The organism is Maribacter sp. MMG018 (assembly GCF_018100785.1).
GTDB lineage: Bacteria > Bacteroidota > Bacteroidia > Flavobacteriales > Flavobacteriaceae > Maribacter.
Genome location: NZ_JAGJEC010000002.1, coordinates 1,019,832 through 1,045,567, shown reverse-complemented (window position 1 = coordinate 1,045,567; position 25,736 = coordinate 1,019,832). Strand labels below are relative to the sequence as shown.

At 39.5% G+C, this 25,736-nt stretch carries 16 protein-coding genes; 8 read left to right on the top strand and 8 right to left on the bottom strand.

The window, feature by feature from the left end; translation table 11 throughout:
* Positions 1–8: 8 nt before the first annotated feature.
* From trpB to J8L85_RS12850, 8 genes are all read right to left on the bottom strand, one after another.
* The gene (trpB, locus tag J8L85_RS12885; protein ID WP_211017805.1) at positions 9–1,208 is read right to left on the bottom strand and encodes a tryptophan synthase subunit beta; all 1,200 of its coding nucleotides are present in this window, start codon (positions 1,206–1,208) and stop codon (positions 9–11) included.
* Between the two features lie 252 nt (positions 1,209–1,460).
* A complete protein-coding gene (locus tag J8L85_RS12880) occupies positions 1,461–3,632 on the bottom strand; it encodes a TonB-dependent receptor (RefSeq protein WP_211017803.1) in 2,172 nt (723 codons plus the stop codon).
* A gap of 89 nt (positions 3,633–3,721) precedes the next feature.
* Positions 3,722–4,042, bottom strand: a complete 321-nt coding sequence (locus J8L85_RS12875) for a DUF6660 family protein (RefSeq protein ID WP_211017801.1) — start codon at positions 4,040–4,042, stop codon at positions 3,722–3,724.
* 207 nt (positions 4,043–4,249) lie between these two features.
* Entirely contained in the window at positions 4,250–4,822 is a 573-nt protein-coding gene (locus J8L85_RS12870) for a DUF3592 domain-containing protein (RefSeq protein WP_211017799.1), read from the bottom strand.
* Between the two features lie 2 nt (positions 4,823–4,824).
* Complete coding sequence (locus J8L85_RS12865) at positions 4,825–5,952, bottom strand: ATP-grasp domain-containing protein (RefSeq protein WP_348771755.1); 1,128 nt, start codon at positions 5,950–5,952, stop codon at positions 4,825–4,827.
* Positions 5,953–6,105: 153 nt separating this feature from the next.
* Complete coding sequence (locus J8L85_RS12860; RefSeq protein ID WP_211017797.1) at positions 6,106–6,597, bottom strand: DUF3592 domain-containing protein; 492 nt, start codon at positions 6,595–6,597, stop codon at positions 6,106–6,108.
* On the bottom strand, positions 6,594–7,145 hold the full coding sequence (locus J8L85_RS12855) for a DUF3592 domain-containing protein (RefSeq protein WP_211017795.1): 552 nt from the start codon (positions 7,143–7,145) through the stop codon (positions 6,594–6,596). Before J8L85_RS12855 ends, J8L85_RS12860 begins: the two co-directional genes overlap by 4 nt.
* 66 nt (positions 7,146–7,211) lie before the next feature.
* Entirely contained in the window at positions 7,212–7,697 is a 486-nt protein-coding gene (locus J8L85_RS12850) for a DUF6653 family protein (RefSeq protein ID WP_211017793.1), read from the bottom strand.
* Between the two features lie 321 nt (positions 7,698–8,018).
* Between J8L85_RS12850 and J8L85_RS12845 the strand changes: the two genes are divergently transcribed.
* The 8 genes from J8L85_RS12845 to J8L85_RS12810 all read left to right on the top strand — a co-directional run bounded on the left by J8L85_RS12845 (position 8,019) and on the right by J8L85_RS12810 (position 25,687).
* On the top strand, positions 8,019–12,233 hold the full coding sequence (locus J8L85_RS12845; RefSeq protein WP_211017792.1) for a response regulator: 4,215 nt from the start codon (positions 8,019–8,021) through the stop codon (positions 12,231–12,233).
* Between the two features lie 242 nt (positions 12,234–12,475).
* Positions 12,476–15,583: a TonB-dependent receptor gene (locus J8L85_RS12840; RefSeq protein ID WP_211017790.1), complete on the top strand. Its 3,108-nt coding sequence runs from the start codon at positions 12,476–12,478 to the stop codon at positions 15,581–15,583.
* A 16-nt stretch (positions 15,584–15,599) separates the two neighbouring features.
* Positions 15,600–17,063, top strand: coding sequence for a RagB/SusD family nutrient uptake outer membrane protein (locus tag J8L85_RS12835; RefSeq protein ID WP_211017788.1), 1,464 nt, complete (start codon positions 15,600–15,602; stop codon positions 17,061–17,063).
* A gap of 290 nt (positions 17,064–17,353) precedes the next feature.
* Entirely contained in the window at positions 17,354–18,679 is a 1,326-nt protein-coding gene (locus J8L85_RS12830; RefSeq protein ID WP_211017787.1) for a trehalase family glycosidase, read from the top strand.
* Positions 18,680–18,716: 37 nt separating this feature from the next.
* Positions 18,717–20,732, top strand: coding sequence for a six-hairpin glycosidase-like protein (locus J8L85_RS12825; protein WP_211017785.1), 2,016 nt, complete (start codon positions 18,717–18,719; stop codon positions 20,730–20,732).
* 72 nt (positions 20,733–20,804) lie between these two features.
* On the top strand, positions 20,805–22,250 hold the full coding sequence (locus J8L85_RS12820; RefSeq protein WP_211017783.1) for an arylsulfatase: 1,446 nt from the start codon (positions 20,805–20,807) through the stop codon (positions 22,248–22,250).
* A gap of 43 nt (positions 22,251–22,293) precedes the next feature.
* Positions 22,294–24,021, top strand: a complete 1,728-nt coding sequence (locus J8L85_RS12815) for a hypothetical protein (RefSeq protein ID WP_211017781.1) — start codon at positions 22,294–22,296, stop codon at positions 24,019–24,021.
* A gap of 121 nt (positions 24,022–24,142) precedes the next feature.
* Complete coding sequence (locus J8L85_RS12810; protein WP_211017779.1) at positions 24,143–25,687, top strand: family 20 glycosylhydrolase; 1,545 nt, start codon at positions 24,143–24,145, stop codon at positions 25,685–25,687.
* The last annotated feature ends 49 nt before the right edge of the window (positions 25,688–25,736 follow it).

Here is a 25,736-nt window from a genome sequence, read left to right as displayed (position 1 = left end):
TGGGTTGTTTACTCTGGTAAGTCATAGTTGTCTACCACATAATCGATATCCTTATCGCCTCTACCGCTTAGATTGATCAATACCGATTTATGGGGCTGTTCTTTAGCCAATTTTAGTCCATAGGCAACGGCATGTGAACTTTCTAGCGCAGGAATGATGCCTTCCAGTCTACTTAGTTCATAAAAAGCATCAATAGCCTCTTTGTCGTTGATTATATCGTAATTAACCGCTCCCATATCTTTCAACATACTATGTTCTGGCCCCACACCGGGATAATCCAGTCCACTGGCTACGGAGTATACCGGAGCTGGATCACCATTTTCATCCTGTAATGTATAGCATTTAAAACCATGTATGATGTTCGGGGTACCGAAAGTCATGGTCGCCGCATGCTCGCCCGTCTCTAAAGAACGGCCGCCGGGCTCTACACCGTGCAAGTTACATTCTTCATCATCTAAAAAGGCCGAAAATATACCAATGGCGTTACTACCGCCACCTACACAAGCAACTACATTGTCTGGTAGCTCACCGGTCATATCCATAAATTGCTCACGTGCCTCGATACCCACCACTCTCTGAAAATCACGGACCATCATCGGAAAAGGGTGCGGACCAACTACTGATCCGATGCAATAAATAGTATTTTCAGGATCTTTAAGGTACGCTTCAAATGCAGAATCTACAGCTTCTTTCAAGGTTTTTAGACCATGTGTGGCCGGTATCACCTTGGCCCCTAATATTTTCATTCGTACTACGTTCGGGTGCTGCTTTTTTATGTCTACTTCACCCATGTGTATTTCGCACTCAAGTCCAAAATATGCCGCAGCAGTGGCCAATGCCACACCATGTTGTCCGGCGCCAGTTTCAGCAATCAGTTTCTTTTTGCCCAAATACTTTGCAAGTAGGGCCTCGCCCATACAATGGTTTAACTTGTGGGCACCCGTATGGTTCAGGTCTTCACGTTTTAAGTATATACGTCCACCGTATTTTTGTGATAAGCGCGAACAATAATAAACGGGAGTGGGCCGCCCTTGATAATGCTTGCGAATACTACGCAATTCTTGTATAAAATTGTGCGATTTACTTATAGTGTGGTAGGCATCCGCTATTTTTTTCATTTCAACCTCTAGGGCAGGCGGAATAAAAGCACCGCCATAATCTTCAAAAAAACCTTCGTTGTCGGGGTACTTTTTAAAATAATTGCTCATACTGTTTTAAATTGGTTTTTGATCGGGCCCATAGCCAGATCCGTTGTTTTTGATTTGTTTGTTTCTCATCTGTGGCGGCATTTGTAATATATCGCAACGGCATATACAAATACATTGCCCTAGAACTAAAATTGATCCCATAAAATTCGTTAAAAATATTTCCTTTTCAAACCTATTTTCTCAACAAGCATAGATCGTATTGTTAGAATTTATACCTATGCGGTCATCGAAGCGGTCAATTTTTGGTTCATGCTATAGTTTGATCTTTATACCGCCATTAACTACAAAACCATCTACAGGGGCATAAATATCCTTAAATGTAGGATTGGTTATGGTTCCGGTATAAATACTATCAAACTTTGTTTGTCTGACATCGGTAAGATTTTCAAAATTGATGAAAACCGAGAAATTGCCCCATATTTTCTCTGCCATAAAGCCCATGAGCCAATATTGTTTTCCAGTGGCTCCATCATTAAGCTTTTGTGGACTAAAATAGTAGGCCTCCAGCCCCATTTTTAACTTTCCTTCAATTTCATACATTAAAACATTGTTTAAACGATGCTTGGCCACTAACGGATACGTGGTAGATGTGCCGTTGTAATGCTCGTTTACATCTGCATAGGTATAGCCAACAAATAGTTTAAGGTCGCCATAGGTGATCTTTGCATTGGTCTCAACACCCTTCGTATCTATATATCCGTTAGGTTGAAGAAACTCATAAGTACTATCAGTGTTAGAAACCAGTACCAAAGGGTCTTTTACCTGGGTATAAAAGAATAGCGTGTTAATGGTAAATATAGATTTATCTGAAATTGCTGTCTTGTAATTTAGGTCAAGATTTCCCCCGATAGATTCTTCTGCTTTGCTGTTGGAAACATCTAACGGCAATACATTTTTGAATTGAATTTTTTCGGCATCTTCGGTAAAGACGGTAGGTGATTTGTAACCGAGTCCCCCTCCAATACGCATGCTAAATTGGTCGTTTAATTTGTAAAGGGCAGAAATACGGGGTAGGGCAAAGAAACCATATTCGTTTTGGTAATCTCCCCTGAGTCCTGATTCAAGAATAAATTCATCAGAGATATTCCAAGTGTTTTGAACAAAACCACCTACCGTTATATAGTTATAATCAACGGCATTTATATCGGCTACATTATGTTGGGTGAATTTATCGGTCCATAAGTTGAGCCCACCTATCCATTCCATTTTTTCATCTTTATGGCTGTAATTGGCTTCACTGAACGAGGCCAATTGAACACCCGAAAATTCAAAATCAGGAATTTCAATATTTCTATCATAATAGCTGACACTATTTTTAAATGAGAATTTTGAATTTTCACTGAAAATGTGGTCAAAACCTAATTGGGTACTAAGGCGATTGGTATTGTTTTTTTCATAATAAGAGTGTATGTCGTCTCCATTACCTTTAATGTATTCTATATCACCCCCGGTACGTTCTTCTACGGTGTTGTTTAAGCCAAGGTACACTGTGGTCTTTTCATTCGGATAATAATAGAATTTAGGGTTTAAAGTATATCTGTTGAATTTTGGAATTGCCGTGAGGCCAATGTCTGCTGGGTCATAGGGGGTTCCTAAGTTATACGAGGCAAAAACGGTTGTTCCTACTTTTTTGAATTTTTGCGAATAATAACCACTTAGGTCTAAGCCCAATGCCGACGTTCCATTGGCAACAAAACTTATTTCACGTTCTTCTTTCGGTTTTTTCGAAATAAGGTTTACCAGTCCAGAAATGGCTCCACCCCCATAAAGTGTAGAGGAAGCTCCTTTCACGACCTCTACCTGTTGTAGGTCCAACGGTGCAATTTGCATTAGGCTTAACCCGCCAGAAAAACCTGAGTACAAAGGGAATCCGTCTCGTAAAATTTGTGTGTATTTTCCATCAAGGCCTTGTATACGGATTGAGGAATTATAGCTAGTGGCCGATGTTTGCTGGGTTTGAATACCCGTGCTTTCGTTTAATAGCATTCTAATGTCCCCGGGTTTCATATTACCTTTTTCCTCGAGCTCCTCACCTGCGATAGTTTCTACCCGGGTAGCGATATTTTCAATGGTACGGGTGCTTCGAGTCGATGAAATCACCACCTCGTCTAAATGTTCGCCTTCACTTTTAAGATATATTACTATCGGATCTGTTGATGCAAGGGGAAAATTGTAGGTCTCTTTTAAGGTTTCATACCCCAAATAGCTATAAACGATGGTATGTTCCCCGTTCGGAATGTTCTTTAATTCGATATGGCCATCCATATCGGAAACAACACCATTAGTGGTTCCTTCTATAAATGCTGTTGCCCCCATTAATGGCTCTTGTGTTTCACTGTCTTTTATGACCGTATGTAGTGTATTCTGGCCGAATACCGCTGTTAAGTTTATAACGGCGATACACAGCATGATCAATTTTTTCATTACTGTTGAAATTTGTTAATTATATGGAAGATTGAGCGGTGCGTTGCACCGAACTGTATGTGGTTTGTGCCATTAGGCACTGTACATTGCTATATTTGGGGAGGTTGCAAAATAGTCATCTGAAATACAGAACGAAATGTACGATTGTAGGTCGAAACTAAATTTACGAATAGACCTGTTTGTGGAATCAATGAAAAGTGTGGCATAGAAAAAGTGAAACCGACACATTTTCCACACGTGTAAAATGGAGAACAAGCACCTTTATGCTCATCGCTCTTATGGTTATCTTGATGGTCGTCTGCCTGTTCCAGCTGGCAAGAGGCCTTGTCGCCACAATAATTATCTTGGCAGCAAGGTCTTACGGTAAGCACCATAATGTAAATGGATAGTATGACCGAAACTAATTTCACGGTATCAAAGATACTATCTTATTCGTTTTGGTCAAACCTACCGATCTATAGTTTAGTACCTGTTGCACATAGTATAATCCGTTGTTTTGTCTTTTCTGAGGAACAAAATTTGGAATGTATAGCAGAGATGTTGTTCTCAAATTTACTGGCGTAATCAAAAAGGTACCATCCCGTTCAATCAAAAACGGTGTTGTTTGATACTCTTGCTTATAACATTAAACTTCTGAAAATCGTATAGAGAAAATACGTTGCCCCGAAACTTAATATGGCACCCATAAAAATCGGCAGAAAGATTTCCTTTTCAAACCTATTTTCCAAACAAGCTGATGCCGGATGTTTTGGATTTACATATACCGTTACGGGTTTGCCTATTACAGTGGTAGATTGTTTTTCTAAAGAGATGTATTCAGGATAATTTTTATAGTCCCCATACTTTTTGGGGAACTTTTCAATATTCTTAAATTCTTTATCGTACAGATAATCCGACGCCAAGGTTTGATCTGAGGTAAACGTTTTTCCTTTAAAATTGTAGGTATACGTTTTTTTAAGTACAAACCTAAAATTTGTACCAATACTCGAATCGTTACTATAAGTATTAAATCTAATTTGAGAAGCAACTATTTTTCCGATTACGGGTTTCCATTTTTTGCTTTGAAGCATTTTTAGAGCTCCAACCATTCCCGTAATTAACAACCAATAGCCAAAATAGAGGGCCAAAGGGGTAAATACGATGATAAATAGGGTGGCTATGATGCTATAGTTCCAATGATCGAAGTTCATTCTTAAGGTAGGTCAAGATTATTTTTGTTGACTTGGGTGTCCGGTGTTGAAACTGTCTCGTTTACAGTTAGTAGATTAGAGACTTTCCAACGTTGGCGGAGCATGTTTTTTAGTAGATCAAGGTAATTCCACCCAATACCTCTAGCGGCTAGTAAGGATAAACTGTCCTGGTTTTTTCTGTGTGGCCTTGAAGGTCCTGTCATATTGGGTTTCATGTTCAGGTCGAATAAAAAGTAATGACCTTTTTCACCGGCCCTACAATCGATTCTTATGGGAGCTTTAATGTTCAACAATTTCGCAGCTTTTTCACATTGATGGCAGGCGTCCTTAATTTCTTTGGAATTACGTTCCTTCTCATCTAACAGGGCACTATTCTCTACGACGGCCACAACCCCATTGTAGGGTGCTATCCCGCCTTTATGGTTAAACCTTTTTACGGGTGGTAGACACCATGGGGCTTCAAAGTGTTTGTTCTCACCGTTTATATAATAATCTCCCGGAGGCATTACGGTAATGGTTATCTCTTGTCCACTCAAAAACTGCTCTATGTATAGCGACGAGCCGTATTGCCTACTTGAAAACAGATCTGCCAGTTTAGCGTCCAGTTCGTTTTTGTCCCTTACCACAGAAACTCCTTGACTTCCCCTACCACGAATGGGTTTTACGACTACTGGGAAAGTAAGGTCTTGGTCATACCCTTTGCTGTTGTCTTCGGTAATTAAAGTAGTTTTTGGAATTAGAATCCCATGTGCTTTTAATAATTTATTGGTGGTCCATTTATCATCGTATGTATCTACCTGATGGGGTATTTGCCCTACAAGTTCCAAATCACGATCAAAGAACTTCTCTATAGGGTGCCCTTTGTAGAGTACGGTGTTCAGCCAAAAAATTTTTGCCCCTTTACGGATCGCATTTTCAATTCCGTCATCGGTGTCCGGAAAAACCCAGTCCAAATCATTTTCAATGTGGGGCCGGTCTACCGGTGTACATACCTTAATGCCTTTGGAATGCAGTTCGCAGGCGATATCGGCGCCACTGTCGGAATATCCGCCCGGTTTCATGGGTTTTTGTATGCCGTTTTTTATGGGGGATGGTGTCGCTTGGTATAAAATTGCAATCACGTAATTCACTTTTCGTGCTGTTTATCTTGCTTTGTTTTTTCTTGTCCAAAGCTAATATTTTATATTTTTTTGTGGTAATCTTTCGTCTTGGCTCCGCTTAAAAATAATCAGTGTTGGCATGGGCATACCTATTCATACGAGATAGATTCCTCCTTGGCCCTACTATCTTGCGGTAATTTGATCCAAGACCAAGGTAAGGTCTTCGCTTAGCTCATAGATCCATATAACAAGGGCAATTGCCATAAAGAACATTCCGGCCGAGATTGCGTAATGCACATAATAGTTGTGTCCCACAATTAGACACGATTTGGTGGGTTTTTTAGGATGGTAGAACACATTGACCTGGGTTCCCTTTTTTAACTTGTCCGATATGGCTTTTATCTCTTTTTTATTGGGAGACCAGAACTCAAAATAAGGAAAAAGTTTTTTACCGATAATTTTATTTTCTTGGCCGTTTAGGTGATAAACATATTCCAAATCTGGCCTATAACTTACTTCTTTTCGGCCGTCCGAATCCTTCATCGTTCTTTCTTTTATTTCCGAATGTGTAATCGTTCCTATGGTTCGATGCCATTTTTTCGAACCCATATCAAGTATATAGGAGCTTACCCCAAAAAAGAAAACCGTGAAACCAATAAAAAATGTGATGATCATGACAGCGTTTTTATTTTGTCCGCAAGATAATTGGCCGGATGCTTTTTGCCTATATATATCCAATGGCCCAGAAGCAAAGGGAATATGAGTAGGGCAATGCCAGCTCCAATATCCTTTAGGTCAAGGTCGTATTTAAGAATGGACGATTGTCTCGGATTTTCCGGATTAACGTAAACAGCTACCGTATTCATCTCTTTTAGTTTATCGTACAGCTCTGTATGAAATGTACTGTTGTATTCTTTTTTGGTATTAAGGCCTATTTGCATACTGCTGTAATGTTTACCATTATACTCGTAAGCATATTTGATTTTGCATTCTTGTATGGGGAAGACCATCGATGCTTCTTTGGGCATATCGGGATTGGGACGGTTATCAAGTTCGACCAACTCGATATTTGCGACTCGCTTTTCCCACAGAAACCTATTGTTTTCCAAAATCCGGTGCAGCGGTTTATAGAAAGAATAGCAACCGAGTACCACTAGTAACACCAGAAAAATAAAAAGAATGATCAATGTTGTAAAGTATAGGGCTTTGATTAGACTTTTCATTGGGCTTGGTTATAATCTATAGTAAGGTGATTTATCACAGTTTATATCGTTTAATTACTGTTCTGGTTATTCTGTATTTTTTGCCATATCCTCAAATACCCAAACCATTCTATCTAAAAACCACATTTTGGCAAAATAAACAATTATGGTTCCGGTTATGGTCCAATCTATTTTTAGTTTCCATAGACCGAATATTAGAACGATAGCACCTATGATTTGTAAGATGGTAAGAATTAAGACCGGTGTTCTATGATGTTTCGGAACTGGTCTTTTTTTTCTTTCGGACCAATATTTTTCACCAAGTACCGCCTTTGAGCCCCAATTATCAAAGCTTTTCGGTTTTTTAAACAGTGTAGGGTTAATTTTTATCCAAACGGCCAATAGCAGTATTGGAATTAAACAGTACCACCCGATCCATAACCTGGACCATACCGCCAAAATTATAAATGGCAATGACATGAACCTTGTCCAAACGGACCATGGATTGGCATGTTTCATCCAACTATCCCCTTTAAGACCGAAGGCTTTTGCTATTTTTTCTTCTAAAGTCATGCTAAGTTTTTTTGGTTGGTTGTTTCTTGTCCGTAGCGAATTTTGATTATTTCATGGAATAAGAAGTTTTCAATGTAGTGACTTTATAAATATACGAAGACCTTTTGTTTAATTTATAAGGGCTATTCTGTACACATTCCTGATTTTATCGTTTTTCTTTTTTAGCACGTTCTTTGTGCTATTCCATTGATATAATGGCAGCTACATAAAGTAAAAAAAACTTTGCCGTATTGCAGCAGTATTAATACTGCAAAATGGAGGATTCGTGTTCTATTTCATTAACTTTAGCGGTTGATAATTTCAATTTTCCCCGATCCATCGATGTTTGTAAAGAAAACTAAATTATACTGTTTTACGTTTTTCGTCCTGGTGGCCTTTACTTCTTGTTTTGGACAAGATTTTGACTATAAAATTAGTTCACTTTCCGATAAATTAGATATTACCGATAATGTTACTTCTTCTTTTTATAAAGACGATAAAGGCTTTTTGTGGATAGGTAAAATGGACGGCCTGTACAGATATAACGGGTATGACTATGAAATTTTTTCCAATACTTTTAACGATAAGACCGGACTTAGCAACCCTTGGGTGACCGCCGTAAATGGGTTTCAAGATTTTTTGGTGGTCGGTACCAAGAACGGTCTAAATTTGTTGGATAGGTCCAAAGGTACTTTTGCTTACATTTTTCCTTCGGAAACCAATGAGGAACGCAGTAATTATATTACCTCTTTAGATGTAGATGCTAATGATAAAGGCATATATGTGGGCACTACCAACGGTCTTTTCTGGGTTACATTAAAAAAAAGCGGGGATTATAACATTCAAGAAATTCAGTTCGAGGGTTATGAGAACACTGGTCTCCTTCCAGATGTTTATCAGATTCTTGCGGTTAACAAAGGGGCACTGGTAAGAACATCCGCAGGTATTTTCTTTTTAAGACCAAGTATCGCCATTGCCAAAAATGTGAACCTGGCATTGGAGCAGGGGGAGGGAGTCCCCAAAAATTACAGGACACTGTATCTGACCAAGTCTAAAGAACTGCTCGTTTTTGCGGATGGAGAAACATATTATTCCGAATTTAAAGAAGAAGATATAGTCAAAGGTTTCCCCTTAAAATTACGGCCTATTTTAAGTAAATACGGTAATTGGCCTAATGCTGTGGTCGTCAATAATTTTTTGGAAGATATAAATGGCGCTATTTGGATCGGTACAGAGGGCGAAGGTTTATTTGTTTTTCACAAAGAAACCGATAATTGGCAGAATTATAGACATAGGATCAATTATGCCAATACACTGAACAACGATTTTGTACGAACACTGTATGAGGATCCTTCGGGAATGATCGTTGTAGGTTCCGATGCAGGGGTGAATACCGTTGTTACCCTTGAGCGCAGGTTCCATATTATAAATAGGATAGAGGAAGGCAGTGAAAAAGGAGCAGAAATTGTAAACGTTCACGGTATTTTAGAGGATACCGATTCTAATTTATGGGTCGGTACACGTGGCAAGGGACTTTTTGTTTTTAATAGGGAGAGGCAATTACATGTGTCGCCAAGCATTAATAACTCTTTGGGGCATGTTAGGTCTGTTGTTCAAGATAAAAAAGGGTTCGTGTGGGTCGGCACCCAAAATGGCATTTATATTATAAAAAAGCCCATAAATAGCAATAAAGAGCTTAGAGATCAATTTTACAATCAAAGACCAAGCCTTTTGTCGGGTGAGAACGTTTATACCATTATAGAGGACAAAGACAGTAATAAATGGATCAGTACTTCTAATGGATTGTATGTGTACACCGCTTCAAGGGTATTAAGACAGGTGACCAATACTTCGGTGCAAACTTCCCTAGACAATAAAATTATCTACTCTATGCTATTGGATAGCAAAGATCGTATCTGGTTTGGCACACTGAACGGTAGGGTGGCCTATTTGGACTATGCGGATTATAGCGTACACATGTCTAAGTACATGAACTTGGGGAAACCATTGAATTTTAAGATCATTAGAATTCCAGAAACCTATAAACAGTATTTTGAGAGCTACGAATCTTATAACCTGTGCGAATTGTCGGGGAACAAGATTTTGGTGGGCACAAATTTTGGTATTTGTGAAATAGACGTCCCAAAAAAGGAAATAGAGCCTTTCTTTTCCTTGAACAGATCTCCAGAATCTTTGGGACTGGGAACCGGTTATGTGTATGGTATAATTTACGATCAGGCAAAGAACAGGCTATGGGCAAGTTCTAACAACGGGTTGTTTACTTATGATATAAATACCGACGAACTAGAAAGGTTTGGTCTAAAGGATGGTCTGCAATCACTAGAGTTCAATGGAAACTCTGTGCATAGGGGTAGTTCTGGAAATTTGTATTTTGGAGGAGCCAATGGGTTAAATAGGTATGATTCTTCTGTAGAGATCAATAAAAATGGCTATCGTCCAAATCTTGTGTTGACCAAATTAAACATTAATGGCAAACAAGTTAGGGCTAATGACCAAAGTCAAATATTGGACAATGAAATCACCTACTCAAAAGCCATTACCTTAAAATCAGGACAAAATACCGTAGGGTTGGAGTTTGCCTCTTTGCACCTGCCATATTCTAGCAATAATTATTATAAGTGCAAGTTGGTAGGGGTAGATGCCGATTGGCGCTATTTGGGAAACAAAAGATCTATTAATTACGCAAATCTTCCACAAGGCAATTATCAGTTTCATCTTATGGGGACCAATAACGACGGAGTATGGAACCCAAAAGAACTTGTTTTTGAGATAGAAGTATTGCCCGCTTGGTATGCCACTTGGTGGATGAGATTATTGTGGTACTTTATAGGTTTGGCCGTAATAGCATCGTTTGTGCTGGTGCTTATAAAGATACGAGACAGTAGAAATGAACTGAAGATCCAAGAGATGGAACGTAAAAAACTCTCCGAGATCAATGAGTCCAAATTGGTCTTCTTTACCAATATATCCCATGAACTAAGAACTCCGTTGTCTTTGATATTGGATCCTATACAAAGTTTGATAAGGCAAAAAAGAATGGGCAGCGATAACGAATTGTTGGGCATTGTTAAAACCAATGTAGAACGGTTGCGTATGCTGGTAGATCAAATAATGGATTTTAGAAAATATGAATATGGAAAATTAGACCTGCATATAGGCCAAGGCGATATGGTAGAGACGGTTCGAGAAATTGCCAATTCGTTCGTGCATATGTCAAAGATCAAGAATATACATTATAAGATAGATCTGCCTGCAACACCAATACTCATGTTTTATGACAAGGACAAGGTAGAGAAGATTCTCTATAATTTATTATCAAATGCCTTTAAGGCCGTTGATAATAAAGGTAAGGTGAAGGTGTCGGTCGGAGAGTTACGAGAAAAGAAAAAGAAATTTCAAGAGCATCACTACAAACTTATTTGTGGAAAAAAAGAGCAAGTGGATCTGAACAATTATGTGTATATAAAGGTTCGGGATAATGGTACGGGAATATCCGAAGAAAAAATGAAGGATATATTTGTTCGTTTTTATCAAGAAGATACCGTTAGTTCCGGTACGGGAATCGGGCTATACATGGTAAAACAACTTGCCGAGATGCACCATGGCTCCGTTTTGTTAAAAAGTAAAAAGAACAAAGGAGCTTCGTTTGTGATACTATTGCCTAAAAACAACGATCTATATAAAGTTTCTAAAACGACTGTACCGCAATCGGTAATGCCCAATGTTCATACAGAAACATTGCATGCCACTACTGGCGAAGAACAATTTAAAACAATAGAAAAGAAAGATTATAGTGTAGCCATTATAGAGGACAATGACGAATTGCGGATCTATTTAAAACGAATTTTGCAAAATAACTTTAATGTCTTTACCGCAAATAATGGTTTACAAGGAATTGATTTGATCAAAGAAGAAACTCCTGATGTGGTGGTAAGCGACATTCTAATGCCCGAAATTAATGGTCTTGAGCTTTGTAAACGAATTAAAGATGATTTTGAAACGAGCCATATACCTATAATATTACTTAGTGCTCGGGCAATAGATCAACAAGTGGTAGAAGGTATAAATTCTGGTGCGGATGCCTATATAACCAAGCCCTTTAATAGTGATATATTAATTGCTAAGATCAATAACCTTATAAAAAACAGGGAAAAACTCCGGTTGATGTTCCAAAATGCCAAAATTTTAGAACCTTCAAAGGTAACGGTCACCTCTGTTGATGAAAAACTGTTGCACAAATTGAAACAAACCATTGAGGACAATATACAGGACCAAAACCTTACTTTAGAAATGTTGGCTACCGAAATAGGTGTAAGTAGGGCCCAATTGTTTAGAAAAGTGAAGGCTTTGACCGGACTTACCCCCAACAACTTTATTAAATCGATTCGATTAAAGTATGCGGTCCTATTACTGGAAGAAGATAAATTTCAGATATCGGAAATAGCTTTTCTTTCCGGATTTAAAGAACCAAGTTACTTTTCCAGGTGCTTTAAAGAAGCATACGGATGCAGCCCCAAAGAGTATAAAAAAGACTAATACGGAGTCTTCTCTTACATACCTTCCTGTTCTTTATAGATTTTTTGTCATTTTTTCAAATGCTCTGTCAATCCCAGTAAATAATGGGGATTTGATACGATTTTATAAGCATTTGATATGGAATTATAAGTTTTTGAGCATAGGATCCCGATAATTTTACAAAGAACAAATGCACACTTTTATCTGTATTTGTTGAACCTAATATAAAAGGTTCGGATCAAGCTAACTTAAATCTATAATTTATGATGAAACAATTTAAAAGCGCAATCACTAAGACCAAGCTTATAGGCTTTTTGGTCTGTTATGTGGCTTTTGTGTCCAGCGCAAGTGCCAACAATGATCTGGCATTGTCGTCAGACGGAAAAGAAAAGGAGATAACGGGTAACGTTATCGATGATCAAGGTATTCCCTTACCAGGTGCCGCGGTCGTAATTAAAGGTACCACCACCGGTACTACCACCGATTTTGATGGTAATTTCAAAATTGAAGTTCCTTCAGAAAGTTCTGTATTGGTAATTTCCTATTTAGGATACAAGACAATGGAAATTACTGTAGGAGCCCAATCCAATTTAAAAATAGTAATGGAGCCAGAGGCTAATTCACTAGAAGGGGTTATGGTCGTTGGTTATGGAAAGCAAAAAGTAAAGGACCTTACAGGTAGTGTAGGTTTTGTGGATGAGGATGTGCTAAAAGAAAGTTCTGTTCCTACGGTATCACAAGCCCTACAAGGTAAAGTTGCCGGGGTACAGATTACTGCAGATTCTGGTGAGCCGGGTGGTGGCATTGCCGTTAGAATACGTGGTACAGGTACTTTTGGTAACAATGATCCATTGTACGTTATCGATGGTTTTCCGACAAAATCGGGAATCAGTTCAGTGAATCCATCCGATATTGCTTCGATATCCATCCTTAAAGATGCCGCTGCTTCCGCAATATATGGGGCAAGAGCTGCCAATGGGGTTATCATAATCACTACAAAAAAGGGTAAGGCCGGTGTATCAAAAATCAATATAGAAAGTTATTACGGTTTTCAACAAGCGGCGAACAAGATAGATGTTTTGGATTCGCACGATTATGTTATGATCACCAAGGAGGCATACAGAAACTCTGGCCTTCCGGACGATGAGTTTTGGGGAGATGCCAATGATTATGGTAAAGGAAGAAGATATCCTACCGATACCGATTGGCAAGATGAGGTTTTTAGAAACGCAGCGATCCAAAACCATCAATTCACATTTTCTGGAGGATCCGAAAAATCGGATTATTTATTTTCTCTAGGCTATTATGATTTGGACGGTATTGTTATAGGTAGTGGTTTCGAAAGAATATCTGCACGTATTAACGGTAGTACCAAGTTTTCGGACAAGTTTAAAGTAGGTACCAATTTATCGTTGTCTACAAGTACGCAAGATGTGGTACCTGACGATCATTCTTGGACAAGTGTTCTTTTTGGGGCGTTAAGGGAAAGACCTATGGTACCCGTTAAGGATGCCGATGGTAATTGGGGTGGTAATATTGGTCCGGCAGAGTATGTTGGCGATGGAGGAAACCCTGTGCGTTTGGCCTTGATGAACTACGACAAGCGCAAAACATATAGAATGTTGGGTAACTCTTACCTAGAGTACACACCTGTCTCCAATTTCACTTTTAAAAGTTCTTTTGGGTATGATTTTTTATATTCTAAAGGAAAAAACTTTGACCCTACCTATATAGAAGGTAATACGCAGGCAATACAAAACCAGCTTTTTGAGACTTCTTCGTTGAATACGACATGGGTATGGGAAAATACCGTTAATTATACTTTTGACCTTGGCGAAGATCATCACTTTGATGTTTTGGCAGGTATTACCAAACAAGAAGATAAATACGAAACGTTAAATGCCAGTAGAAAAGACTATCCTAACAATCAGGAATATATTTGGTATTTAGATGCAGGAACAGGTACTAGGGACAATAGCGGCGGAACTTCCGAATACGCATTAATGTCGTATTTAGGAAGAATTAACTACAACTATAAGAACAGGTATCTTTTTCAGGCGAACGTGAGACGCGACGGTTCTTCTAGATTTGGGGAGTCAAACCGTTTCGGAACCTTCCCATCTGTATCAGGGGGATGGATCGTGAGCGAAGAAAATTTCTTTGAAAACGTAAAGGCTTTTAACTACGTTAAGTTACGGGCGAGTTATGGTAAATTGGGAAACCAGGATATTTATAGCAATTATCCTTGGGCCAATAATCTTAATTTGGTTTACTATCCTTTCGGAACCTCGCAATCTACAGTGGCAGGTTATGCGCCAAATGCGGCGTCTAATCCAGATGTTACCTGGGAAACCACTATTCAGAGCAATTTTGGTGTTGATTTAAAAATGTTCAATAGCAGTGTTTCCTTTACGGCAGACTACTTTATAAAGGATACCGAAGATATGTTATTGACCTTGCCTGCACCTGCTACTTCGGGTTACTCTACAACAGCTTACACCAATGTAGGTAAGATTAGAAACTCTGGTATTGAGTTGGCTTTGGACTATCAATCTCCATCCGACAAAGCATTTACATATAATTTAGGAGGAAACTTTACCAAGATCAAAAATGAGGTAAAAGACTTGGGTACGGTAGATTATATTTGGAGTGATCAAGATTATTTGGGAGAACGATGGACACGTACCGAGGTAGGCATGCCTGTTAGTCAATTCTTTGGTTATGTCGCAGATGGTCTTTTCCAAAATGAATCGGATATAACGGAACATGGGGTGCAGCCAAATGCGGAACCTGGCGATATTAGGTTTGAGGACGTCAATGGAGACGGTGTATTAGATGATCAAGACCGTACCTATATAGGTGATCCCAACCCAGATTTTACTTTCTCTGCGTATGCACAGGCCAATTATAAAAACTTTGATTTTAGCCTACGCTTATATGGTTCTTACGGAAACGATATTTATAACGGTATGATCCGTCAGTTAGAGACCGCTTCTGAACCTTATAACAAATGGTCTTATATCTTGGACAGATGGACAGGGGAAGGAACTTCTAATTCTGTACCTAGGGTAACCAGAGATGATGTAAACCAAAATACCAGAAGCTCTTCACGCATGGTAGAGGATGGTTCTTTCTTAAGAATCAAAAATGTGCAGTTGGGTTATTCGATGCCAAAAAGTGTGGTAGAAAAATTAAAGATAGAGCGCTTACGCTTGTACATTAGCGCCGAAAACTTGCACACTTTTACTTCGTACCGTGGTTTTGATCCAGAGATGTATCAGACCAAGGGGTCAAGAACCGATCTTGGTGTAGATAGGGCCAAATATCCCGTAGCCAGCTCTTTGGTACTTGGCGTAAACTTATCCTTATAATTTAAAAAACGAAATAATGAAGAAATACATATATATTAGTTTACTGGCTTTAGGCGTATATTCTTGCGATGATTCTTTCTTGGAAAAAGAACCCTTGGGGTCGCTTAGTGTAGGTACTTTCTATACAAATGAAGAAGAGGCCACACAGGCTGTCAATTCAATTTATGATGGAATACAGGGCTACACCGTTTACGGCGCCATGTCTATTGTAGAGGACGTACAGTCCGATGATGCCGATAAAGGAGGGGGAGGCCCCTCTGACCAACCTGGTATGGATCAGGTTCAGAAATTTATAGCATCTGCCGATAACCACATTTTTGTAGATAAATGGAAGGCCTATTTTGTTCCTGTATTCAGGGCCAACCTTGCCATTCAAAAGATCCAGGAGATGCCAACTGAAAGCATAGATGCAGCTGCCAAAGAGCAATTATTGTCAGAAGCCAAATTTCTTAGGGCACTATGCTATTTCGACCTAGTGGTAAGGTATGGCGATATGCCAATTGTTACCGAACCTAATAGTCCGGAGGACTATGATATCTCTAGAAGTCCCGCTAGCGAAGTATGGGCGTTTATTGAAGGTGATCTAATGTCGGCTATAGAAGGTCTTAAAAAACCAAACGAACTATCTGATGGTGATTTGGGAAGAGCCACCGAAGGTGCCGCAAAAGCCCTTTTGGCAAAAGCGTATGTTTTTCAGAAAAAATGGAAAGAAGCCGAACCTTTACTTAGTAGCGTGATCAACGATTATGGGTACGGACTTTCTGATGACTTTGCGGCTATTTTTGGTATAGGTAACGAAACCAACCAAGAGGTCATCTTTCAAGTAAACTTTCAGACAGGTGGCTCTAGTGACCGTGAAGGTTATAACCGTAACGGATGGATGGCTCCTAGAACTTCAGACATAGATTGGGGTGGAATTGGCTTTATGCTGCCCACCCAAGATTTGGTAGATGAATTTGAACCTGGCGATATTCGTTTGGCAGCTTCTATTCTTCGTGATGGTGACATATTTAGTGGTGATGTTTATAAAGAAGAGTGGTCTACCACTGGTTACAACTGTAAAAAAGGGTTGGTCTCTTTTGAGGACTATACCGCTGGTACTCCATATTTTGTAGATAACAACTACGTGGTAATACGTTTGGGAGATATTATGTTGTTACAGGCAGAAGTATTGAATGAATTAGATCGTACCTCAGAAGCTGTTGATTATATAAATCCGATCAGAACGCGTGCACAAGTGCCATTGATCAATGCCACTATATCAAAAGAACAAATGAGAGAGGCCATTTACCATGAAAGAAGGGTAGAACTGTGCTTTGAGCAAAAAAGATACTTCGACTTGGTTCGATGGGGCAAGGCGGCGGAAGTCATGACAAGTAAGGGGTACAATTTTGTAGCCGGTAAGCACGAGCTATGGCCGGTACCACAGAGTGAGATCGATATTAACCCGAATTTGGCTCCCAACAACCCAAATTGGTAGTAGAGTATTTATAATTGTTGAATTGGCTGTTAGTTTGTTAGTCGAAAAAAGAACGTTTCAATGTACTTTGGGTATTTCCCTTATAAGAGAGACACAAGGTATTGGGCGTTCTTTTCGGCTAATGTTGTTTATGAACAAGGTAAGATTGTTCATAAAACCAAAAGGTACTAAAATCGATTCAACCAGTTTTACGGTAAGTAAGTATTTAATTAGACCTCGCCAGAGGTTTCAGATTTTGAAAAAAAGATATTCGTTCCATAAGACCGCATATCATTAGAACTAAGAGATAGATGAAAAAAACACTTCTACTATGTATAGCCTTAGTGGCTATGGCAAGTTGTAAAAAAAAGGAAAAAGCAACTAAGAATGAAACAATAAAAAATACGGATGTAGTGGATGGATTTTCGAATAAAGAACATCTAAAAAAATTACATACGCAATTAAGCGAAAGCTTTGAGCAACAGGCCAAAAAAGTGATTCAACCGGCAGAAGGTTATTTAGAGCATCCGTACCTTATTCCCTCCGGTTTTTATAAGCAAATGTGGGATTGGGACGGCTTTTTTATGGGCAATTACTTTGTAAGTAAAGGAAAACCGGAATACTTAAAATACTGGGCCTTGAACTTGATAAAGGGGATCGATGAAGAGGGATATGTCTCGGGTTGTGCCACCACGAAAGGACCAAGGCCCATTTTTGGAAAATTTGCCATGAAACCCTATTTATCTCAAGGGGTCTATTTGTCTTCAAAAGGTGCAAATGATTTTTCTTGGATAGCACCTTATTACGAGCAGTTGAAAAAAGTATTGTCCTATAGGGAGCGTACACAACAAGACGAAAAAACAGGACTTTTTTATTGGGATATTGCCATGCAAAGCGGTGCGGACAACAACCCCGCCATGAATTATTTTCAAGAGGATACCCGCTCTTTTCTAGCTCCGGATGCCAGTGCCCTACAGTATAAGGAATACCTTGCCCAATCTGCCATAGCAAAAGTACTTGGTAAGGATCAAGATGCGCAAACGTATGCCAAAAAAGCAGAAGACCTTAAAAAGGCCATTAATGAATACCTGTGGTCTAAAGAAGATAGAATATATTATACGGTGGATAGGGAGACCGGACGTTTTTATAAAAGGATAAGCTATTCTTCTTTTGTACCTTTAATGGCAGGGATCGCACCGATGAAAGATGGAAAGGCAATGATAGAAAAGTATTTGTTGAGTACCGATCATATGAAGGCAAAATATGGCTTTAGGTCACTTTCACTTCAAGATGTGGACTATAACAATAAAAATATAATTGTTCCCTTTTCTAACTGGCAAGGGCCCGTTTGGCCAATTGTAAATTACATTTATTCCATAGGTCTTAAAAATTATGGATATGAAGAAGAAATTGCGTGGATGGGAAACACTGTGGCAAACCTATTATTGAAAGACATAGAAGAACATGATACCATGCACGAAAACTATGATGCGGATACCGGTGTTGCTTTGGCACCAAGTGACGATCATGTAGACGAAGATGGAAAAATTGTAGGTTTTGTTAGTTGGAACCTTTGTATCGAGAATGTACTCGATGGGGTAGCGAACGATAATTGGATGTTGTTGAATATAGATTAAAAACCACGAATTTTCTAAATAACGGATAATAATGAGAATGAAGAATATTTTGGCTTTAACGGCCATATTGGTCTTTCAGGGGCTAATGGCGCAGCAAAAACATTGGGAAATAAAAAAGTTGGACGAAATTCGGTTGAATGTTACCGCTGATGATAACCATCCCTATAAAGATAATATTGAACTTTCGGGAAAAAGGGTTTCGGGTATCGTAAGCTACGATATTGATGAGAATAGGGACGTTACGGTGAGCCGTGAGATTTTTTTTCCCCAGTTGCGCACGTTTTTAAAAACCAATGATCCGGACTGGAAAGCCTATAGGGCCTACCTTAAAAATACATATTCGGACGATATTCTTCCTTCCATTGCCGTAGGTGATAGAATTTATGTGCCCGGACCCGTTTCAGAGGTTATTATTAACGGTATGCTGACATTAAAGCACGAAGCGGTTAATGGTATTACGCTTACCCGTACTTTTTATCCTTCTATGAGTGAACGACTTTTTGTCGAACAATGGACTATGACCAATACCGGTGCTTCTACCGTAATATTAAAAGGTGGGGACAAGGAAACCATATCAAAGACCGAAGGGGCAAAAGGCAGCTACACTATTTATGTAGATTCGAATATAAAGAGTCAGGTGTCATTGGCTCCGAATGAATCGTACACGTTTTCTATCGGTATCTCCGCTACGATGAACAATGAAGAGCGGATCCAGATTACCGATAAGGAATTTTACGGGGAACGTATGGAGTTCTTGGCCGAAATGAAGAATTCCTTAGAACTGGTTACCCCTGATGCTACTTTAAATACCTTGTTCGGTTTTTCTAAGATACGGGCATCTGAAAGTATTTTTGAATCAAAATTAGGATTAACACACTCTCCGGGCGGAGGTCGGTACTATGTAGGTTTTTGGGCAAATGACCAAGCGGAATACGTAGGTCCCTTTTTTCCATATTTAGGGTATGCCACCGGAAACGAAGCGTCTTTAAACGTTTACAGAATTTTTGATAAGGAAACAAACGATGCGTACACGAACCTTCCGTATTCTTTTGAAATGGAAGGCGATGCACCCAAAAGCACCTTAGATAGGGGAGATGCTGCAATGATCGCTTATGGGGCCGCACAATTTGCCTTGGCAAGTGGTGATAAGAATATTGCCAAAGAGCTATGGCCTTTGATTACTTGGTGTTTAGAGTACAATAGAAGGCAATTGAACGATGAGGGAGTGGTAGCTTCAGAATCGGATGAGATGGAAGGTAGAATCGCTACCGGAACTGCTAATTTATCTACTTCCAGTTTGTACTACGGCGCCTTAGGGTTGGCCGTAAACCTGGGGCGTTCGTTAAACGTGAACGGTAGGGAGTTACAAACATATTCAAAACAGGCCAAAACTTTAAAAAAGGCAATAGAAGCTTATTTTGGGGCCACTATTGAAGGTATCGATACTTATAAATATTATAAAGAACATACCAAATTAAGACATTGGATCTGCTTGCCCCTTGTGGTAGGGATCAACGACCGTAAAGAAGGTACGATAAAAGCTCTTTTTGAAAAGCTGTGGTCGGAGAACGGGGTACATGTCGAAAAAAATGATGAGAACAAGGCTATTTCAGAAATTTTCTGGGACAGGGGCACCTTATATGCATTAAGAGGTACATTCTTGGCCGGTAATACCGAAGAATCGTTGGAGAAATTGGATGAGTTCTCCACAAAACGACTTTTGGGTGATCGCGTGCCCTATGTAGTGGAAGCGTACCCAGAAGGTAATATGGCACAGTTGTCCGCCGAGAGTGGTCTTTATTGTCGTGTGTTCACAGAAGGGGTTTTCGGTATTGTACCAACAGGATTACATAGTTTTAAAAGCACGCCCCGATTACCAAAAAAATGGGACCATATGGCTCTAAAAAGAATAAAGGCATTTGGTGAAGACTTTGATATTTATGTAGAAAGAAAAGGAAAAAAACTTCATGTAAAAGTCGTGGATGATGAAAACAAAACAATATTTGATAGGTATATTAGAGAAGGGAATACGATACATGTTAATTTTAAATGATATGACTAAGGGTCGTTCATTGTATGTATTGGTGCCTATATATAAATCCACATAATGTTTAAATAGTCCGATATGAAAAACAGAACAATTTATTTGCTCCCAGTACTTTTTATAATGGCCCTTGTAGGCTGTAAAGACCAAGGGAAAAAAGCCGAAGTTGACACCGCTGAAATAGCGGGAGATAAGATGGTTCAGAAACCAAATATCATATACATAATTGCGGATGACCTTGGTTATGGGGACTTAAGTTGTTTTGGACAAGAGAAATTTAATACTCCGAATATAGATAAACTGGCCGCGGAGGGTATGGTCTTTACCCAACATTATGCGGGCACAAGTGTTTGTGCGCCCTCTCGCTGTGCTTTAATGACGGGGATGACAACCGGGCATACCGTGGTGAGGGGAAACAAAGAGTTGGAGCCAGAGGGGCAGTACCCCATACCTGACAGTACCTATACGGTTGCCAAAGCCTTAAAAAAAGCGGGCTATGTGACCGGGGCTTTTGGAAAATGGGGTCTTGGGTATCCGGGTTCTGAAGGCGACCCGACCAAACAAGGTTTTGATGAATTCTATGGGTATAATTGCCAACGACAGGCACATCATTATTATCCCGATCATCTGTGGAGCAATACGGATTCTATTGTACTAGCCGGAAATAAAAATGGAAAGAAAGAAATATATGCGCCTAATCTAATTCAAGAAAAGACGCTTCAATTTATAGAAACCAATAAGGACAATCCCTTTTTCTTGTTTGTGCCTTCGGTTATTCCACATGCGGAATTGGCCGCACCAGAAGATATTTTAAAGAAATATTCAGGCAAATTTCCTCCAGAAAAACCATATGAAGGTGGTTATTATGGTGCCCAAGAGACGCCCCATGCGGCGTTTGCGGCCATGATAGAAGTGTTGGATGTGCAGGTAGGGGAAATAGTTAAGAAGGTAGAGGATATGGGTATTTCTGACAATACGATCATCATATTCACTTCAGACAACGGCCCACATGATGAAGGAGGGGCGGACCCGGAATATTTTGATAGCAACGGGCCGTTAAAGGGGATTAAAAGAGATCTTTACGAAGGGGGAATACGTGTGCCCATGATTGCAAAATGGCCAGGAAAAATTGAACCAAATAGTAAAACGGAACTTGTTTCGGCCTTTTGGGACGTACTGCCTACCTTCTCGGATATTGCCGGTGTAGCATCTCCTTCGAATATTGACGGAATTTCTTTTCTGCCCACCTTGTTAGGGGAAAACGATAAACAGAAGAAACACGAATACCTGTATTGGGAGTTTCATGAAATGGGCGGGCGACAGGCTATACGTTTGGGCGATTGGAAGGCCGTGCGTTACAATGTGTTTAAAAGTCCCGATGCGAAAATGGAGTTATATGACCTAAAAACGGATATCGGGGAAACAAATAATATAGCGGACAAACACCCAGATGTTGTTAAAAAAATGGAAGGTATTTTCAATACGGCCAGAACACCATCCGAAGTATTTCAATTCAACCAACAATAATAACCAACCAAACATTCCGCTACTTTAAATAATGAAAGACATCATGAATAAGAGAACACTATTATTACTTTTTGTTTTGGCACTGGCACTTCGTATAACGGGCCAAACCAAAGAAGAAAAGAAATACAACCTTGCTATTGGATTTAGGCTTGGGCTGCTCATGGATCCCGCATTGGAAGGGTATTTTGAAATGACAAAAAAGAAGATTCTTGAGTACGATGTCGATGAGGTACGGATCTATGGCGGAGGAAATGCAATTACCTACAAATACTTGGATATAGAAGGTTTTCCAGAGATAGATAAAAAAGGAAATCCGGAAGAATTGGCCAAGTATAAAAAAGGGTTAAAATGGTTTAAGGATCATGGGATCCGAATTACCCTAAGTGGGGGAGAACCCAGTTTACCGGGAATGGATTATTATAGTAATGATGAAAATAGCTTTTTCAGCCTTTATCCAGAAGCAAAATATTTGGACAATGGTCTACTTTGGAAGTTTTATGAAGAAAGAACCTATGCTCTTTTTAAAGCCTTCCCCCAAGTAGATGCTACAGATTTTTTTCTCTGGGAGACTCCCATTCTGGACGACCTTAATTATTTTCCGGGGATAAAATGGCAAAAACCGATTACATGGCATAAAGGGGAAAACCAATATTACTCGCAAGCCGATTATTTAACTGAGTTTATGGCCGCCGTAATCAAAGGGGCCAATCGTGCCGGAAAAGACTTTTCTATTTTAACCTTTAGCCATTATCCATATCAAGAAAACCTGCTGTTAGAGGCCCTAAAGGAGCTTGAGCGTAGAAATGAGTCTTTTTTAATGGTACATAAGTCGCAACCCGGAGATTGGGATCCGTACAAGGGGCCGAACAATATTATGATGCGGACACAGACCAAGGCGTCTTTGTTGTTCGATGGTGTTGGTGAGTATTGGGGCAGGTCTTTGGTGCCGTATTGTTTCCCAGAAGAGATACAGACCAGGGTACAGCATGCCATTGAGCACAATAAGAGTATTAAGACCTTGGCCATGCGTACCTATTGGGAAGACGACCAAACGTTGTTCAATAATTTTAACGAGATAAATTTGTATGCCCTCGCACGCTTTACCAAAGATCCATATGTAAATGTAGAGGATGTATGGAAAGACTGGGCAATAGAGAAATTTGGCGAAACAGCGGCGCCTACAATGATAAAGGTGCTAAAGAGAACCAATGATATTGGTAATTTGGTCTATTATTTTAAGGGAGTTTGGGTTCAAGAACATAGCAGAATAGCCTCTCTGGATTACATGACCGGGCAGGTACTGCATACGGGAAAATCGATAATTAAATGGAATCCCGACGATATTAAGAACAATGCCTTGATAGAGGCTTTTGTTTATAATCCGACCGAAGAAATAATACATATGGCGATTGCCGACCGTAAAAAGGCTCTGGCCATGTGCCAAAAATCGATTTCTGATGTGGCATCGATTAAAAAATCACTTTCAAAAGAAGCGCATCAGAAGATCAATGGGGAGCTTTTGCTGATGGAGGATTTTATAAAGATAAGCATGCCGCATATTGAGGCTTACCTGCGGTATGTAATAAACCGTGATCGACCTACTAAAGAAAACTTGGTTTCATTAACCAAAACCCTTAATGAGTTGAAGGAACTGGCACATGCCATGGACAAAAAATACGGAACCGAAAACTACCTGGTTTCCGGTGATAGAATCATGAACTTTGTTTCGGATATTGAAAAGCGTATCGCTGGCACGGCACTGGGAAAATAGTACGGAAGATTCCCTCGCGGTAAAAATCCAAAGAGATGTTCTATTCGCTTGGTATTTGTTACATTAAATGTTTAAACGACCGACCTTTATATTTATAATATCAATCCAAACCAAAAAAATAATGAGACAAATAGTATCGTTAATAATCTTTTTGCTGCTTTTTATTTCTTGTGACCAAACTACAACGGTCAAACCCAAAGATGTAGCAGCTAGTGTTGTTCCCTATCCTAAAACAATAGAAAAGGGAAACGAAGTACTTGTTTTATCCGACCAAAGTAAATTGTATTCTCCACAAGCCGAGGTGTACCCTTTATTGGACCTGTTTATCTCTGAAGTGCAAAAAATCACCAATAGCACATTGGTTACAACAGAGACTAACAACCATGAAGCGGATATACTTTTTCAGATAGATACTGCAATGGCAGGGGAGGCCTATTCTATTGAGATCGGCAAGACCGTTAAGGTAATGGGCGCAAGTTACAAGGCATTGGCAAAGGCCAAAGCCACCTTGTTACAACTGGTAGTAGAGGAGGAAGGTAAATTAATGTTTCCTGTATTGACCCTAAAAGATGCCCCCGATGCTTCGTACCGTGGGCTGATGGTGGATCTGGCAAGACAATGGCACGATATAGGAACGCTAAAAAAAATAATAGACCTAGGGGCATTTTATAAAATCAATTTTTTACAGTTGCATTTTACCGATTACCAGTCCTTTACATTGCCTTCTACAGAATATCCGAAGCTATCCACGCCGAACAGGCATTATTCTTTTGAGCAATTAAAAGAGCTGGAGGCATATTCACAGTTACGGGGAATAACCATAATTCCCGAAATAGACATACCGGGCCATTCTAGTCCGTTCGTAAAAGAATATCCCGAAATATTCGCTATTCAGGATACCCTTACAAACCCCTGGATCATAAATATGGGAAAAGAGGAAGGGTATGGGGCCTTGGATGTAATTATTGGGGAAATAGCATCCATATTCAAGAGCAGTCCTTATTTTCATATTGGTGGCGACGAGGCCATTTTTGATAAAGTGGCCGATGATCCCTTTGTGCAGGATTACATCAAAAAACACAATATAGACAATGATGTGCACGAGTTATATAGGCATTTCTTAGTAAGGATGAACCAAATTGTAAAGAAACACAACAAGCAAATGTGTGTATGGGAAGGGTTTAGGCCCGATGGAAAAATTAAGATTCCGAAAGATATTATCGTTTTTGAGTTCGAAACCAATCGTTATTTGCCGAACCAATTGATAGAAGATGGGTATACGGTGGTGAATACCTCTTGGAAACCCCTGTATGTGGTAAATAAAAAGAAATGGGAGCCAAAGACCATTTATGCATGGAACATGTGGAAGTGGGATAATTGGTATGATAAAGCACCCTCGTACGACCCTATACAAATAGAAAAATCACCGTTGGTGATCGGGGCACAAATGTGTTCTTGGGAGCAATCGGAAGCAGTAGAAATACCAAGCCTAAGAAAGCGATTGCCCGTTTATATGGAAAGGGTTTGGAATACGGATGAAAGAATTTCTTTTGAGCAGGCCATGAAGCATATAGATTTGTTGGACGACCGCCTGTCTAAATTAATAGACGATAGTAGACAAGATAGCTTATTGCACGGTCATAATTTCACCAAAGAGATGCAATAGGTTCTAAACGAACCTGGTTTACATACCATCAACAGGAAAGTAAAAAGGG